Annotated in this window: 22 protein-coding genes; 21 read left to right on the forward strand and 1 reads right to left on the reverse strand. The window is 42.9% G+C overall.

Annotated elements, in window-relative coordinates; all coding sequences use genetic code 11:
• Window positions 1-363 precede the first annotated feature (363 nt).
• From QUA83_RS06570 to QUA83_RS06585, 4 genes are read left to right on the forward strand one after another with little or no spacing between them, the layout of a single operon-like run.
• Window positions 364-630 carry a hypothetical protein gene (locus QUA83_RS06570; protein WP_333292200.1) on the forward strand — a complete coding sequence of 89 codons (267 nt, stop codon included), beginning with the start codon at window positions 364-366 and terminating at the stop codon, window positions 628-630.
• 16 nt (window positions 631-646) lie between these two features.
• Window positions 647-1,015 (forward strand): hypothetical protein, encoded by a 369-nt coding sequence (locus tag QUA83_RS06575; RefSeq protein WP_333292201.1) that lies wholly within the window; start codon window positions 647-649, stop codon window positions 1,013-1,015.
• Window positions 1,012-4,599 (forward strand): virulence-associated E family protein, encoded by a 3,588-nt coding sequence (locus tag QUA83_RS06580; protein ID WP_333292202.1) that lies wholly within the window; start codon window positions 1,012-1,014, stop codon window positions 4,597-4,599. Before QUA83_RS06575 ends, QUA83_RS06580 begins: the two co-directional genes overlap by 4 nt.
• A 13-nt stretch (window positions 4,600-4,612) precedes the next feature.
• Window positions 4,613-4,840, forward strand: coding sequence for an NblA/ycf18 family protein (locus QUA83_RS06585; RefSeq protein WP_333292203.1), 228 nt, complete (start codon window positions 4,613-4,615; stop codon window positions 4,838-4,840).
• Between the two features lie 888 nt (window positions 4,841-5,728).
• Here the strand turns inward: QUA83_RS06585 and QUA83_RS06590 are convergent.
• A complete protein-coding gene (locus tag QUA83_RS06590; protein WP_333173991.1) occupies window positions 5,729-5,923 on the reverse strand; it encodes a hypothetical protein in 195 nt (64 codons plus the stop codon).
• A gap of 192 nt (window positions 5,924-6,115) precedes the next feature.
• On the opposite strand from QUA83_RS06590, the gene QUA83_RS06595 reads away from it, so the two are divergent.
• The 17 genes from QUA83_RS06595 (at window position 6,116) to QUA83_RS06675 (ending at window position 14,901) form a co-directional block, all read left to right on the forward strand.
• Entirely contained in the window at window positions 6,116-6,352 is a 237-nt protein-coding gene (locus QUA83_RS06595) for a hypothetical protein (RefSeq protein WP_333292204.1), read from the forward strand.
• A gap of 70 nt (window positions 6,353-6,422) precedes the next feature.
• Window positions 6,423-6,791 carry a hypothetical protein gene (locus QUA83_RS06600; RefSeq protein ID WP_333173995.1) on the forward strand — a complete coding sequence of 123 codons (369 nt, stop codon included), beginning with the start codon at window positions 6,423-6,425 and terminating at the stop codon, window positions 6,789-6,791.
• Window positions 6,739-7,308 carry a hypothetical protein gene (locus QUA83_RS06605; RefSeq protein WP_333173998.1) on the forward strand — a complete coding sequence of 190 codons (570 nt, stop codon included), beginning with the start codon at window positions 6,739-6,741 and terminating at the stop codon, window positions 7,306-7,308. The genes QUA83_RS06600 and QUA83_RS06605 overlap by 53 nt, the downstream gene beginning before the upstream one ends.
• A 357-nt stretch (window positions 7,309-7,665) precedes the next feature.
• Entirely contained in the window at window positions 7,666-7,848 is a 183-nt protein-coding gene (locus QUA83_RS06610) for a hypothetical protein (RefSeq protein WP_333292205.1), read from the forward strand.
• Entirely contained in the window at window positions 7,845-8,129 is a 285-nt protein-coding gene (locus tag QUA83_RS06615; protein ID WP_333174002.1) for a hypothetical protein, read from the forward strand. Before QUA83_RS06610 ends, QUA83_RS06615 begins: the two co-directional genes overlap by 4 nt.
• Before the next feature lie 8 nt (window positions 8,130-8,137).
• Window positions 8,138-8,431: a hypothetical protein gene (locus QUA83_RS06620; RefSeq protein WP_333292206.1), complete on the forward strand. Its 294-nt coding sequence runs from the start codon at window positions 8,138-8,140 to the stop codon at window positions 8,429-8,431.
• Between the two features lie 220 nt (window positions 8,432-8,651).
• Window positions 8,652-9,122 carry a GIY-YIG nuclease family protein gene (locus QUA83_RS06625; RefSeq protein ID WP_333292207.1) on the forward strand — a complete coding sequence of 157 codons (471 nt, stop codon included), beginning with the start codon at window positions 8,652-8,654 and terminating at the stop codon, window positions 9,120-9,122.
• A 14-nt stretch (window positions 9,123-9,136) separates the two neighbouring features.
• The gene (locus QUA83_RS06630) at window positions 9,137-9,442 is read left to right on the forward strand and encodes a hypothetical protein (RefSeq protein ID WP_333292208.1); all 306 of its coding nucleotides are present in this window, start codon (window positions 9,137-9,139) and stop codon (window positions 9,440-9,442) included.
• A gap of 19 nt (window positions 9,443-9,461) precedes the next feature.
• On the forward strand, window positions 9,462-9,668 hold the full coding sequence (locus QUA83_RS06635) for a hypothetical protein (RefSeq protein WP_333292209.1): 207 nt from the start codon (window positions 9,462-9,464) through the stop codon (window positions 9,666-9,668).
• A 3-nt stretch (window positions 9,669-9,671) separates the two neighbouring features.
• Entirely contained in the window at window positions 9,672-10,004 is a 333-nt protein-coding gene (locus QUA83_RS06640; RefSeq protein WP_333292210.1) for a hypothetical protein, read from the forward strand.
• Window position 10,005: 1 nt separating this feature from the next.
• Window positions 10,006-10,356 carry a hypothetical protein gene (locus QUA83_RS06645; RefSeq protein WP_333292211.1) on the forward strand — a complete coding sequence of 117 codons (351 nt, stop codon included), beginning with the start codon at window positions 10,006-10,008 and terminating at the stop codon, window positions 10,354-10,356.
• A complete protein-coding gene (locus QUA83_RS06650) occupies window positions 10,349-10,573 on the forward strand; it encodes a hypothetical protein (RefSeq protein ID WP_333292212.1) in 225 nt (74 codons plus the stop codon). The genes QUA83_RS06645 and QUA83_RS06650 overlap by 8 nt, the downstream gene beginning before the upstream one ends.
• Window positions 10,573-10,908 carry a hypothetical protein gene (locus tag QUA83_RS06655; RefSeq protein ID WP_333292213.1) on the forward strand — a complete coding sequence of 112 codons (336 nt, stop codon included), beginning with the start codon at window positions 10,573-10,575 and terminating at the stop codon, window positions 10,906-10,908. Before QUA83_RS06650 ends, QUA83_RS06655 begins: the two co-directional genes overlap by 1 nt.
• Window positions 10,909-10,927: 19 nt before the next feature.
• Window positions 10,928-11,221 (forward strand): hypothetical protein, encoded by a 294-nt coding sequence (locus tag QUA83_RS06660; RefSeq protein ID WP_333292214.1) that lies wholly within the window; start codon window positions 10,928-10,930, stop codon window positions 11,219-11,221.
• An 11-nt stretch (window positions 11,222-11,232) separates the two neighbouring features.
• Window positions 11,233-12,090, forward strand: a complete 858-nt coding sequence (locus tag QUA83_RS06665; RefSeq protein ID WP_333292215.1) for a hypothetical protein — start codon at window positions 11,233-11,235, stop codon at window positions 12,088-12,090.
• 231 nt (window positions 12,091-12,321) lie between these two features.
• Window positions 12,322-12,747, forward strand: coding sequence for a hypothetical protein (locus tag QUA83_RS06670; RefSeq protein ID WP_333292216.1), 426 nt, complete (start codon window positions 12,322-12,324; stop codon window positions 12,745-12,747).
• Window positions 12,748-13,029: 282 nt separating this feature from the next.
• On the forward strand, window positions 13,030-14,901 hold the full coding sequence (locus QUA83_RS06675) for a hypothetical protein (RefSeq protein ID WP_333292217.1): 1,872 nt from the start codon (window positions 13,030-13,032) through the stop codon (window positions 14,899-14,901).
• Window positions 14,902-14,956: the final 55 nt, after the last annotated feature.

The following is a 14,956-nucleotide window of genomic DNA, read 5'->3' on the forward strand; positions in this document are numbered from 1 at the left end:
GTAAATACGCATGGTAAGAGAGTTACCAAGCATCCTATTCGCAGGTACAAGGCACAGAGCACAGGGAAAGGTAAGCAAACTCAAGCTAGTAATAGCTTAAGACATAGAGACATTGAGTTAATCACATTCTGAGCTGTTCGGAACCTTAGTTTGCTTTGAGCTGTTCTGGATTCTCAATCACCACACCCTTAAATGCTTTGCGGTCTTAGCCTGTCCTGACATTGAAACAGGTACTACGTCCGCCTTACTTTAGCGTAACAACTTAGCCGTACATTAGCAAAGCTCCATCATTCTTCTTCGAGCTTGGCATATTTTGCTTGCAATGCACGGGCAACCATAACACGCAGTCAGGAAATTTTAAGCGTGGACGGCTACCAATCTCTTACTCACTATTTCTTTTATATGATGACAGAATCACTAAGCTCAACAGTGCTAACTGTGTTAGCGGATACCAACAATTTGCCAGAGAAAGTAAAAAAAACTAAGCGAACTTTATTAATTTCTGAAGAAATTGACCACAAAGTTCGTGTTTTTGCAGCGCACAAAAGAATTAGTGTCGGTTCTTTAGTTGAAGCTGCTCTAGTTCTTTACTTTTCTCAGAATCTCTCTCAACAAAATACTGAAATGTAATAGAGCAGAGGTTCTGATGACCATAAACGGATGGTGCCGTACCAATTACCACAAAGATGGTAAACGTCGTTTTGCGAAGTTGACTGGCGGTTTGTGCTGTGAATGTATAGCCGACCAACTTGCTCAACCAACTACTGAATCACTTAATGAACCAGCCGCTGAACCTAAAAAAACACTCCAAAAAACTGCACAACAGAAGAAGGAAACAGCCGATCGCAGGAAAATTACTTGTCTTCAACAACAAATTGTTGATATGGAGGTAGAACGCAACCATCTAACTGCCGAAATAGACCGTTTGCAATTTAAATTGCAGACTCTTATCAACTCCTTGAATCAATCTGGAGTTGAAAAATCAGGAATAAAATCAGGAGTAGCAAAGACGTGAGTAATAAAATCGTGATCGATCGTGAATTAGCAGAAAAACATCTCACTTACCTGGGATACGCACCAGGTGAAGCTTTTCTGAGATTTTTCTTTTATTCCACAGACGATCGTAAGAAAAAAGATAAAGGGCGCAAACTCTCTGGCTTAGACTGGCAACAAATTGAACAATACCAAACAGATGATCGCGGTGTCTATGTAGTTGTTAACGGCGCTGGTGGCACTGGTCACACCGATGCTGATATCACCCGTTGTTGCGGTATTTTCTGCGAATGGGACGATATACCGCTGGCTGAACAATTTGAAAAATGGAGTGCTGTAAACTTTGTAGAGCCGACGTTCACCATATTTAGCGGTGATAAGTCGATGCAGCCGTATTGGCTGTTTGAGGAGCCTATTACATCGGAACAGTGGCGCGAACTGCAAGTGCTTCTCATCGAGATCATGGAAGCTGATGAAAGTAATAAAAATCCTAGTAGGGTGTTTCGCCTAGCAGGGGGTTGGCACGTCAAACCCGATCGCCAACCAGTCAAGTCAGAAATTGTCAGTGAATCAGGTATTCGATACAATTACAATGATTTGCGGGAACGTCTCATTAGATTATTCCGGGAACTTGAGCAAAGAAGAAAGGAGGAGCGAAATCAGCAAAACTTACTCGACTTATTAGTCAATTCTTCTAGACCGATAAGTATTGAAAATACCGCTAACGGTACAGGAAGTCCGAGTACGTCAACAGCAACACTTATAAAGCCGACAGAAACTCTCCCCGCGCCAGGAACCAAAAAGATAAAATTTAAGGATCTTAAGGTTCCGGTGCCGATCGCCATACCCTTGGATTCCGCTTTGGGCAAGGCTAAGGTTTATTTGAATGGCGTCGAAACTCGAAGAAATACATCAATGGCAATGCTCGCCAGAGATTTACTTGGAGTTCAGACAGAGTTCCAGCGACTTGGACAACTTACAGATGATGATGCTTATACATTGTTTCTGGATGCTTGTCGCCGTTGTTCACCCGGTGGCGGATGGGATGAGGATGAATGGCAGCAGGTGTGGGATTCGGCTCTTAAATCCAACCCCATATCTTCTATCAAACACTATATTCCTGATGGAGTAGAAAGCTGCATCAAAGGCGTATACTGGCGCTTTCTCAAAGCTCAGCAACCCTTTGATTTAGGTTTCTCACCGGAATCTGATTCTACTTCTCTTCCTAATTCTGTTCCTGATTCTGTTGCTGATTCTGTTGCTGAGTTAGAAAATCAAAAGTCATCGGGTTTCAATATTTTCAATTCTGATGACAAGATGATTCAGGATTACAAAAAGTTGAATAGACATTTTGGGAAGCGGATCAGGCTAAACACACTCAGCAAACGAATCGAAATAGATGGGAAACCAGTATCTCTCGATCGAGTCCGTCTTCAACTCGCAATCAGACACGGAGTATTGGCTCGATCGAGTAGAGAAGATGTCCAAGACATTCTCACAGAAATAGCCGTGGAAAATCAATATTCACCTATTCAAGAGTATCTAAATTCTCTGCCAGTGGCTTCAGATACTTCGATTTTAGATAGTCTGGCTGCAAAATACTTTGGTGTTAACGATCCAATTTATGAAATGTTCGTCCGCAAAACATTAATTGGCGCTGTCAAGCGGACTTTTGAGCCAGGCTGCAAAATAGACACAGTTCTGATTTTGCAAGGGAAGCAGGGCTATAGAAAGTCCACTTTTTTTAAGATACTTGCGGGAGACAAATACTTTGACGATTCTCTGGGGACTGTCTCTGATAAAGATGAAAGACTCAAATTGCACCAAGCTTGGTTTGTTGAATGGGCAGAACTAGAAAGTATTTTCAGACGGCGCGATGTCAGCGCAACCAAAGCTTTTTTATCCACCGGGACAGACAAAATTCGACCGCCATATTGCCGAGATATTGAAGACTTCAACCGACCCAGCATCATTGTCGCAACCACCAACAAACAAGAATTTCTGGCTGATGAAACAGGCAACCGGCGATTTTGGGTAATCCCGGTCCAACACCGGATCGATACCAAACGGTTAAAGAGAGAACGAGATGATATTTGGGCTGCTGCGATGCTGGCTTACCAATCTGGCGAAGAACCTTGCCTCGATTATGAAGATGAAGAGACTGCCGAGCACGTTGCTCAAGAGTTTCAGTCATCAGATCCCTGGGAAGATGTCATCGAAAATTTTATCGAGCACCGGGGATATGTTCAGCTTAGCGATCTGCTCACTCATCTCCAAGTTGACCTGAGCAGACAAGAGCGATCGCACCAAATGCGCTGTACCGCTATCCTCAAGAAATTTGGCTGGGAGCGAGAGTTCCGATCGATATCCAATAAACGAGTTCGAGTTTGGTGCAAAACTGAACCCATTCCCGAACCCGTTCCTGAACCCGTTCCCGAACCCGTTCCCGAACCCGTCGCTGTTGGTGAAAATGAGGTTGATTCAATCCCTGTTGAGGCTGCTGATCAACCTCAAGTTTTGAAAATCGACCAAAAAAACGAGGTCGATCGTAAGGTTGATCACCCTGCTACAGAAGCATTTGATCAACCTGATCAACCTGATCATCCTGTTTCTCAAACTTTACTAATTTCTGAGCAGACTGTTTATCCAACCTCCGAGCCAACCTCCGAGCTAACCTCTGAGCTAACCTCTGAACCAACTTCCAACTCGAGCGGTAATTCGATTTCCGATCCGAGCGCTGAGTTGAAAAATGAGGCGACGGCAGCAGAAGATTTGCAAAGTTTGGGTGAAAAGGTTGATCAGGTTGATCGGGTCGATCAAAACCTTACAGAGCAAGGCTTTGATTCCGATCGACCTACCGAAAATGAGGTTGATCTTTCAAAAAATGAGGTTGATCAGCAAACTCAGCAACAAAGAGAAGAAGCTGGCCTACTCGAATATATTCGGACAGTGCTCGAAGCCGGCGACCCGGAATTAGCCAGAAATATCCAGAGTGTTTTGAAGGAAGTTTGCGGAGCAGGTGCAGCCGATCGCCAAAAAGTCTGGGCAAGCCTGACCGAAGCTGAAAAAGCCACCTTCACTGCATTACTTGCAGCCCCTGAACCCGAAACCCCCGAAACCCCCGAAACCCCTGAAACCCCCGAAACCCCTGAAACCATAGACGAACCAACCACACCAACATCTGAACCCACATCTGAACCTGTAGAGGAACCCGCAGAGGAATCCATACCGGTCACGCCAGCCGAAACTATAAGTGAAGCGACATCAACACCAAATTCTGCGCCCACACCAACCACACCTGAACCCGTAGCCAACCAATTAATTAGTGAAGAAGATGCAGAGAAACTGCGAGATATAGCTCTGATTTGGTGGAATGAATACCATCCCGAACGGATGCAAGCTCTGCTAACACAAATGTACGGTTGGCAGACACCAGGGACTAAGTACGACGTGGCTGTGATAGTTCAGTGGCTGGAGGGGGAAAGTGCGGAGACTCGCGATCGAATCAATCAATTGATAACCCTCAAAAATAACAATTCTTCAACCGATTCCCTATTCACGGATTCTCTAACATACCCGAAAAACAACCAGGAAACAGACATTTAAAACAGTAGAGACTATGACCACTGAAAGAACAGGGGAAGATGAAGATCAATCGAATAAGCTTTCAACTGAACTTACGCTTGAACAGCAATTTAAACTCAAAGTTTATTCGGATGAGACTCAATCACTTTCGGCTGAAGAAGCGCAGATATTGCTCATTGAAATGGTTCGGAGAAACATGATTAAGGATAATGTTATTAAACATTTAATTAATCATCATGGTGGCGAAGTTCACCATTTCTAAATAGGGTGTTAAGGGCTTTAAGAGAGGTTTTGACACGCCTGGGCGACCCTATTCGGTCATAGTACAAGGAGCGTAATCAGGTACAGACAACAAAGTAAAATTTTAGAAGGCATTCACTGGGAACCCAATCCTGGTGGAAAAGTTCTCTATAACTCTGTATTGCAAAGGTGAGGTGACTTAAATAAGAGTAGGGATTGCAGAAATTCTTGCCGTCGATCGTACTTCTTTCGACGACCTCTTTCGACACTGTAAAAAATACTGTAAAAAATTTAGTCGGTAAAAAATTGGGTTATTTTTCGGTTCAGTTTGCCAATTTTTAGGTATGCGATCGAGAAGTAGTTGTTGTAACCGAGGAATTAGCGGCACAATTCGATCTCTGTTTCTTTTGCAAGCTTTATTGGCAGCTTTCGGATTGCGTTTTTCTCCATACCCACTTACAGAAGAGTTAAAAGTCTCACCAACCCACAGGTGACAGAAAAGCGAGGCGCATAGCGCATCGCCCGTGCTACGCACTCGCTGGAACAGTGCCGCCATCTCAGGGCTGCGGCTTCCCCTGCTTAAGTTTTTGGGTGTCTCGGCTGACCCCCTAAACTTCTATACTACTCTCTCAGAAACACAAAAACACGTTTTGTTTCTGAAAAACACAGAAACACGTTTTTGTAACCCAAGATATTTAGCCAAACTAGAACGCTCGATTTTAAGGCGTTTGTACTTGACAAAGTGGTCAAAGAGGTCAGAAACAGAAATGGATTCTTGTTTCTGGGGCTTGTACTTGGCAAGGGAGGGGTCAAAGTTGCCACCTCAAAATAGTTTCATTTTACTTGTAATACTTACTGTATATAGATTTTTAGCATTTTCAATAACTGATATATCAATTTAATCCTTTTTTTAAGAATTCTCAGAATTTTCAGATTCTTCAGATTGGACAGCTTCCCGTTGCTCAAGCCATTCGAGCACAGCCATCCTGACGATCGATGCCAGTGACTGGCTCGGCTCAATCGCCTGAGCTTTTAATCGCTCCCGCAACTGCCCCACGTCGAATGTAACGCTGATCCGATCGCGACTATCCCTACTTTTTGCCATGAAATCCCATAAAATCCCATAAAATCCTTTGACTACTCAAATCAGGATAATGGAAAACTTAGAAACTTTATAAGTTTTTCTTGACGTTACACTAATTTAGTGTTACATTTGCAAAAACGCCTGGTAAACGTGCGTCAACACGTTCACCAGACTTTCTACCAATGCCGGTACACGGCACTAGGAGACAGCATTATGTTACTACAGCAACAGCATCTAGTTGTGGTTGAACGTTCGTTCAACCCCAACTGCATTGTCAGAGGTTTCGGCAAAACGGCTCAAGAAGCAGCTCGCAAAGTTTTGGAACAAGCACGGGAATATGGCTACTGGGACGCAACGAAAACTTACCCCAAAGCTAAAAGCCCGGAACCAGCAGTCCCAAAAGGAAGCGGACGGGACGATGGCGCGTTCGCGCCCCGCAAGCTACGATAATTTTTTTTAAATGCCTGTGAGCTACTTGAAAGACAGCGCCAGCTATCCCTAAATTAGCTCATACAAAGAGATGAAACGCCGAAAGACAATAACAGCGCAAGTTACAGAAGAATCGGGTAGGCGCAATTTCTGGACGCGATCGGAGTTAAGGGCAGAACTGGGCAAGATTTCCAACAAAACGAATAAGCCAATGGCAGAAGCAACTTTTAAACGAAGATTGGCGCTGCTTGAGGAAGAATGCCCAGAAATTGACCGATCGCTCTATAGTCGCAAATTCTCGGATTTTTCAAAATGGTGTCTGGTTCAGCTAGAGGAAATCTTTTTGAGCTGCGATCGAGATATCGACAAAACCCGCAATTACTTACAAAACATAGGAATCAACACAGATGAGTATTTCAAGAATCGAACTCAAAGCTCAACTTGGCCTGGGCAAAGTTAGCGACATCACCAATGTCCGTAAAGCCCTGGGTCAGAAAGATTGGCAGAACTCTCAGGTTTTAGAGGCTGATGCTCTCGAAGTGACTGAATATTACCGACTGGTACGAGAACAAATGATGTCCCCAGCAGACGCACTGTTACAAATAGCTGGCAAACGGACAGGCACCGCAGCGGAAGCTCAAAATGATGATATTGACGAGACTGCGGTTGATCATAGTGAACACCGCGACGCGGAAGAAGAAACCAATGGAATGGTACTTGCTATTCGATCGCTCACTCAAGAAGCCAGCTTAGCAATGACTGATGTTGCTGAGGCAGCATCTGAGCAAATAGTTGATACTTTTTGCATTGCCCTGGGCGCAAATGTAGTGGGCAAACTTCAAGACAGAGCAACTAAAGTTCGAGCAAATTTTGGTTCAATCACTGACTCTATTCGATCGACTCCTTTAGATTTGCGTGGCGGGAGTTTACCGGGAAAAAAACAGGAATCGAAACAGATTACTGGACTTTGGGGCTAATCGAATCTTGCAGAGAACTAGCTGAAGTTTATAACGATCGCCTAGTTCTGGAGCATCAAGCTAGGCAAGCTCACAGAGAAAAACTATTCACTGCTTTAGTTATCTATGCGAGCTTGCGTTCCCCTTCCTGTTCCTGTTCCTGTTCTTGTTCCTGTTCTTGTTCCTGTTCCTGTACCAAGAAATCTACACCTCAATCTAGACAAGAGGAAAGAGCAATGATTCAGTGGTTGATTTCAATTTTTACCGCTCCCGCCAATCCCTATCCTGTGAGTTCAGCTTCAGTATTTATGACGGGGGTTTGCTAAATGTTAGTGTTCATCAAGTTCAGCAAGAGGAAGAATGGAGCCAACGAATGATATGAAAACCATTCTTGAGTTTCTGAAAGAATTTGGAGTAGGTAGTGTACCCGAAATTTCATTCTGTACTCTAATTCAAGAATGGCGTGTTGAAATCGATGTCCAAGATATGGGTGATGAAGGTTGGCTCGAACTGTCAACTAATGATCAAGAACACACAGTCGCAAGAATTAAACAATCATGAATGACCAATTTTCTAACGATTCACTCACAGATTCTACAGATTCTACAGAAATTACTGAAGAATCTGGAAAAGGCTCGATATGGGTGGGTTCTTTAATTTGTGGTGCCGTTCCAGCCCTTATTGTAGGTTTCGGTGCAGTTTGCTATCAAACTGGGTACAAAGAAGCTGTGAATGAAGCGCGACCGACGATCGTTCACGGCAACCAAACAGTTAATAACCAGAAAATTTATCAAATTGCACCATCAATCGGTAGTAACAATAACAACAGTCATAACAAATAGGAGATGAGATGGGACGTAAAAGCATCCCCGACATGACTTATGAGGAATTAGAAAAGGAACATCAAAAAAATACCTTGGCTAAACAACGACTCGCAAATCAGTCGGAAAAAGAGACTGACAGCAAAATTCAGCTAGAACTGACTAGACAAATTCTCTCTTTAGCCAGACGGAATGAACGCTTAGTTAAACAGCAACTGGTGTTAATGAAAGGTCAACTTTATGAAATTTCTAAGCCAAAACCTGAACCTAAACCTGAACCTGAAACGAAAGCAAAAAAAGTACAGCCAAAAAAGGCAAATTGAAGAAAGCGGTCGAAATGTCGATAGATGAACTCCAAGCAGAAATTGAATCGAACAACGCCCGCTGTGAGGAACTAGAAAAACCGAGAAAATCATCTGACATTAATACACGAATTGAGGCTGACAACGAAATTAAAACGTTAGCCAATCGGACAACGAAACTGGGTCAGCAAAAGATTGCGTTACTGAATCATCAAATATCTCTACTAAAGCAAGGAAAATTATGAAACCAAAGCCAAAACCCAAACCAAAGCCAATATTACGGGGGGAGAGGATACCGAAGAAAATCAAGAAACAGAACTATTACAGACCGGGTTTTGTCTATATTTTCCATGACCCGTTGGCAGTGCTAGCAGAGGGTATCACTATGTGCAAAGTCGGCTTAAGCGGGACACCGAAACGACGCAGATACTATCTTTCAGAAGAATACCAAAGCAATTTAATTATCAAGGCGATCGCACCGACAATGAATATGAGGCTGACCGAAATTGTCATGCACCAAATATTAAAAAAACACAATGTTTTAAGAAAACAAGGGTTGGATGGATATACTGAATGGTTCGCTGTCAATTCCCTGAGAATTATTCAGATGCGGGCATCGCTGTATTTGGTAGCTATTGCTATCAATTTTCTTTATCTGGTGGTTGTGGTTGTGATAATTTTGATGATCGTTCAAATAGTTGTAGGAAATTAACAATGATTCAAAAAATGTTGAACTTAGTACCAATAGAGATTCTTCGTCAGTTGCATAATGAAGTCGTAAAAAATTTACAGCAACGAGAAATGATTGGGTGGAATAAATCAGAGCAAGGGGAACCATCTTACTACTCAGGCGTACAAATCAAAATTACTCCCAAAGCTCGACTAGATTATTGGGATTGGGATTGGATTATCTACGACGGGGAAGGTGTCAACATTCTCAAAACTGGCACAGCAACAACTGAAAATGATGCCTATGATTTAGCTATGGCATGGACTAATAACTTTATGAGCGAGGATGATGAGATTAATTAGAAACAGAAGGAACAAATAGATGCTTGATTGGTTATTCGGAACAGCGAAAGTTGCCAATAGATATTCTCGAAAAGTTTACGTTATAACCAGCCGTCACCCAACAAAAGTTTTTACAGTTTACGGCGACACTGAAGTCTGCGCGATTCGGGCGCTGAAAGAAGTCGAACGCCAGCTACCCAGACCTGAACTGGGAGAGGAAGTAGAAATTAAAACTTATTTGGAATAAGCCATGCTTGACGAAATACTGAGCTTGTTTCCAGAGTCGATCGTCAGCCACGTTGCCGAAGTTTTATCGAGTCATTTGAAGAGTAGACCGGGATATTTTCAAGTAACTGAAATTCAATCCAAAGACCATGAATACTTAGGTTTATGGATAAGTATTCAAAGCTGGAAAATTAACGATAAATTCCATTGTTACTGGTACATCCGGGATTGTCGAGAAACCGTGATTCAACAAGGAAGTGCTGGTAGTCGAGATGATGCTCTCCTTATTGCTCAAAGACAAATTGATGATATTGACCTTTTCTTCATTCATCACAAACGTTCATCAACTAGAAACTGAAATGCTTAAACAAGTTTTGAATTTTCTGCCAGTCAACCTTCTTCAAAGTATTGGTAGCTCGATCGTAGAAAACTTACACGATCGAGATGAGTTACGGCACTGGACACCCGAACCAAATGAAACCGCTGGCGAAACTTTTTATTATATGGGACTAGAAATCAAAATCGTTCCCTGTGCAAGGTTGAATTACTGGTACTGGTATTGGTTCGTTTGTAATGGTCAAAATGCCGACATCCTAAGAAATGGAACAGCTACTACCGAAAATGATGCCATTGCCCTAGCTCTGAAATGGGCGAATGCCTTTCTAGCCGATGATATTGATACTTTAGCTGAGGAAGAAATAGATGTTTGATTGGTTATTAGGCAAAGCTCAACCCATCAATCAATATTCTCGAAACATTTACGTTTTCAGCAGCCGTCACCCAACCCAAATTTTTACATTTTACGGTGACGCGGAAATTTGCGTTATTCAGGCAATGAAACAAGTTGAGCGCCAACTTCCTAAAGCAGAACCGGGAGAAATGGTCAAAATTACAGCTTACCTAACACCGAATGGTTTACCAGAATAATGCGTAAAAATTTCAAACCAATACTGAATCTGTTGCCTGATTCGATCGTCCTGTCGTTCACCAAACAGTTGTTGATTTACCTAAAACTCAAAGGTGCAATCACAGAATGGGTAATAGATCCTCCACTATCGGATGAATATGATCATTGTGGATTGATTATCCGTTTGAGATGCTTTCACATAGATGGGGATGAACGCTGGAGCGAACAATGGATTTGGTATGTCTACGACGGTATGTATCGGTTTCTCGATCAAGGCATGACCTACGATTGCACCTCTTCCCTCAAAGCCGCCAAACAGTGGATTAACAATTTTATGAACTATGACGATGAATAATTAGAAGGGGTAAGCAATAATGTTAGATAAATTCTTGAATTTGTTGTCCGCTCGCACTGTCAGCAACTTAGCTATGAAACTCTTGCTTAATCTCCAAAGAAGAGGCATTGTAGAATCTGACTCTGATGCTGAAGAATATGAACATTTAGGCTTAGTAATTCAGCTTAAATCGGTTGAGTTGAACACAAAAGTGAATTGGTGTGTGTACGATCGACTAAAACAAGGTGTTTCTTACAACACAAAAACAGCTTTGTCTAATGCAATAAAGTGGATCGATAATCTAGATCCTAATGATCCAACACAATTTGATTAAGAGGAAAAATAATGCAACAACTACTTGACCAAGAACAAGATGTATTGACTTACCTTCTCTCAACGCTAGTCGGTGGCGCTCTTGATGCTGAAGGTGAGCAAATGTTGGATGAGGTTTTTGGCATCACAACTGCTAACTTGAACCAACTTACTCCCCAGGGCTGGGCTGCGATCGGCGATCGGGCAATCCAAGCAAAATGGTTTCTTGACCACATCACCGAAATCAAAGAGAAATTCAAGCTACTCATTGACGCACAAATCTGTTTCCGTGAGTTCCAAGGCTGGCTGATGGAAGCTGGCTATAAAGGCGCTGAGAAAATTAAGAAAGCTCAGATAGATGTTGCCGTTGCTCGTGCCAAGTATGGCGCAACAGTTGAAGTCGAAGATTATCGACTTACCAAAAAGCAAGAACAATTCACAGGGGAAGTTGAACAAGATAAAATTTTCTGGGACAACACGTTAATTGCTGCCCTTGCCAAGAAAGTTGCCGAAGTTGATGCAGCCACTCTAAGGATGCAAGGAAATCCAGAATTTGCTGCTGAATTAGAAAAATGGAAAGAAGAAGAAACCAATATCTATAAGCAAGCTGCATACGGTTTGAAATACGGTACTCATGGCTTGAGCCATCCATCTCTCGGCGGTTCGACTTCTTCTCCACTCCAAATTAGTCAGTCCAATTACTCTCAACCTCAATTTGTTTCAGCTTCAGGTTTAACCACAACACAACGCTCAGCAACAGGCAAAGCGAAGGATTCAATCAATGTAGCGGTGAATTGGTCAGGCGACATGGCAGGCAAAGTCAATGGTGTTGCTTCGCAGATAAATCGTGGTTTCTCAAGATTTAGTAAATTCATGAGAGGTGAAAGTTGATTATTTCTAAAGGTCAAATTTTGAAAGTAGTCAGCTCGATCGATTACAAGAAGGGTGCTGCTGCTACGACAAACACAGGCTGGTTAACGACAGATGACCATGAACCGGGGATAAAAGTACCCAACCGTTACGGATATTTGGTAGTTGCTGAAGCTTCGGCAATACAGAATATCGAGATTTGCCCCAATTGTTGTCTCCTCTACGGCAAAACCTTCAATAAATGCACCAACCATGTTTTTACAAACTCCACAATTACCACAAAATCCGAAGCCTGCTGTACAACAACCACAGCCACCGAAAGAAGCACTCGTTTTTAAGCCGTCAGCGCAACTGAAACACCTCAAAAATGTCAACAATTGGCTATTTTTGGTAGTGAAGTTCTCGATCGGCATCGGCATAGCAAATTTATTCCGGCTCTTTCCGTCACATCTTTTCTTAGGAATCGTGGCGATCGTCATCGGCTCTCTCAGTCTGTTTTTCATGTTGCCAGCCGATCGCACTTATCTCGGACTCTGGCGGACGGGCGGTGCAGCACTGGCGATCGGAGGCATTCTCTGCTTCTGGGATTTGTATTATCTCCTGACCTGGCAGCATGGTTTGGCGATCGCAATCTTTATCATCTTCGCTATGTGGATCATTGGTGCTGGTAGTAAATAATACTTACCTCCCTGTTGCTACGGCTGTAATGATTTGAGTCAGCAGCAGGGAGATTTAAGTCTTGGCATCACTCCTCACTCATCAGTCATCAGTCATCAGTCATCAGTCATCAGTCATTAGTCATTAGTCATCGGTCATCGGTCATCGGGCATCGGGCATCGGGCATCGGGCATCGCGCGGGTATCTCGCGCATCGGATCGGAAATCGCGCGCATCGGGCATCGGGCATTGGGCATTGGATTTTGGGTATTGGGGATTGGGTAAAGGATAGGAGTCATGAGTCATGGGTAACAGGGTAACGATCGGGTCATTTTTCGGAGCATTTTGTTGTCTCGGTCTGGCATTGATGCCGCTTCCTTTCGATCGCTGGGTGGGAGTTCGGCAAGCCAGCTCTCTCGCTGCGATCGGCTGCGGATATTTTGGCTGGCACAACAGCCAGAAAAAAAAGGAGCAGCTCGAACAAGAAGAGCTCTGGCAATTTGAGCAGCGACTGAAACAACTAGCTCTTGATGCTGCTGTTAACTCCGCCCTCACCGATGTCCTGGTTGAGGAGGTAGTGGTCAAAGAGAAGCTTCGGGCTAATGCCTCTGTTGAGGTCTACAAAGCCGAGACTCAGCAGAATTATGTCCGGGTCATGGCTCACGATCACCCTGAAATTCTTGATCATCTTCTCAAAACTTCACAACCCCCAATACCAGAAACAAAAACTGCTTCTGATTCTCAGTCAGAAACAGAAACAGATTCCGTTTTTGATTCTGTTGTTGATAGTGTGCCTGGTGGTGTGGCCAGAGAGAAAACAGCAGAAGAGAAGAGAGCGGAATATATAGCTGCTGCCCGATCGAAGCTGTTGAAATTGATTGAGGAGCATGAGGGAGGCTGGATTGCACAACTGATGCACAAACCCATTCTAATTTATGGGGATATGGGTAGCTTTAAAAGTTACTTTGCAGCTTTTTTAGCACTGTGTCGGCATTATTTATATGGTCACAAAATCATTTCGATCGCTGACCCTCACTTTCACCAAAATTATGATGAATGCTGGAAAACTCTGGTTAAGTTAGGCGTTCCCGGCTACGGCGCAAATCAAAACTTTGAGGAGGTTGGCGCACAACTTAACGCTATGTACGATCGATTCAAGGTCAGAACTTTGAAGGACGATTGGCTGACATCTATCTTTGATGAGATGACACAATATGGCTTTGAAGAAGGTACGGCGGAACCTGCCAGCAAACTAACCCGAAAAGTTGTTGGCGACCCTCGCAAAGGCAAAGAAGCGCCTATCTTCATTGCTCACAATGATACTAACGCTGCTTTCGGCGGGGGTGACGGTTTCAGTAAATCTGTCAACTCAGGAGTTATCAAACTTCAATTACGATCGGACAGTAAATATCAGCCACTTTTCAAAGGAACTATTTCGGGTATCAAAGATGAAGAGGGAGAGTGCATCAAAGATTTACCTATTTCTATTCTGCCGAACTGGATACGTCCTGAATGGGTTTACGAGTTATTTAATGGCTTTAGTTTAGAACCTGACAATAAAGTTATTAGTAATTCAGCAGTTAACCAAAATGTAAATCTTAGCTTGCAAAATACAGAACCTGAAGCAGAATTTCAAACAGAATCTCAAACAGAATTTCAAACAGAACCTGAAATAGAATCGGATATAGACAAACTAAATCGGGCATTAAATCAGTCTGTCTCGTGGGATTATTGGTTAGCCGAATCAACCACTGAAGAACTCGATCGACAAATAGAATTACATCGATCACAAGGCATTCTTAACGCAGATAATTTGCCAGATAATTCAGCAGATAACTCAAGTGATAAATTATCAGCTTTAGATAACGTTATCAAACCTGAGATAACTCCAGAACCATTACACAGAGAGAATTATCCAGTTATCTGGGATGCCGAAGATTTCGCAAGATTACTACCAAATGAGTCAGAAACAGCACTTTTTGAGCGCATTTTGAAATTATCCGATAAATATAAAAGTCCAAGTAAACTCATTCAGGTTGGTTTGGGTTTCACCCAAGGGAGGCGGAAGCCAAAAAGTTATTCAGATGTAGGTAAAAGATGTTTTCAATACCTGGTAGTGAAACATGGCACACCTTCTCTGATAGCTAAATTCAAGGATTACTTGGAAAAGAGCTAACTCGAATCGATCGTTTATTCAATCGATAATCAATTTCAACAATAAGTCAACCAAA

Origin of the sequence: Microcoleus sp. K1-B1 (genome assembly GCF_036704705.1) — a bacterium.
Classification (GTDB): domain Bacteria; phylum Cyanobacteriota; class Cyanobacteriia; order Cyanobacteriales; family Microcoleaceae; genus Microcoleus.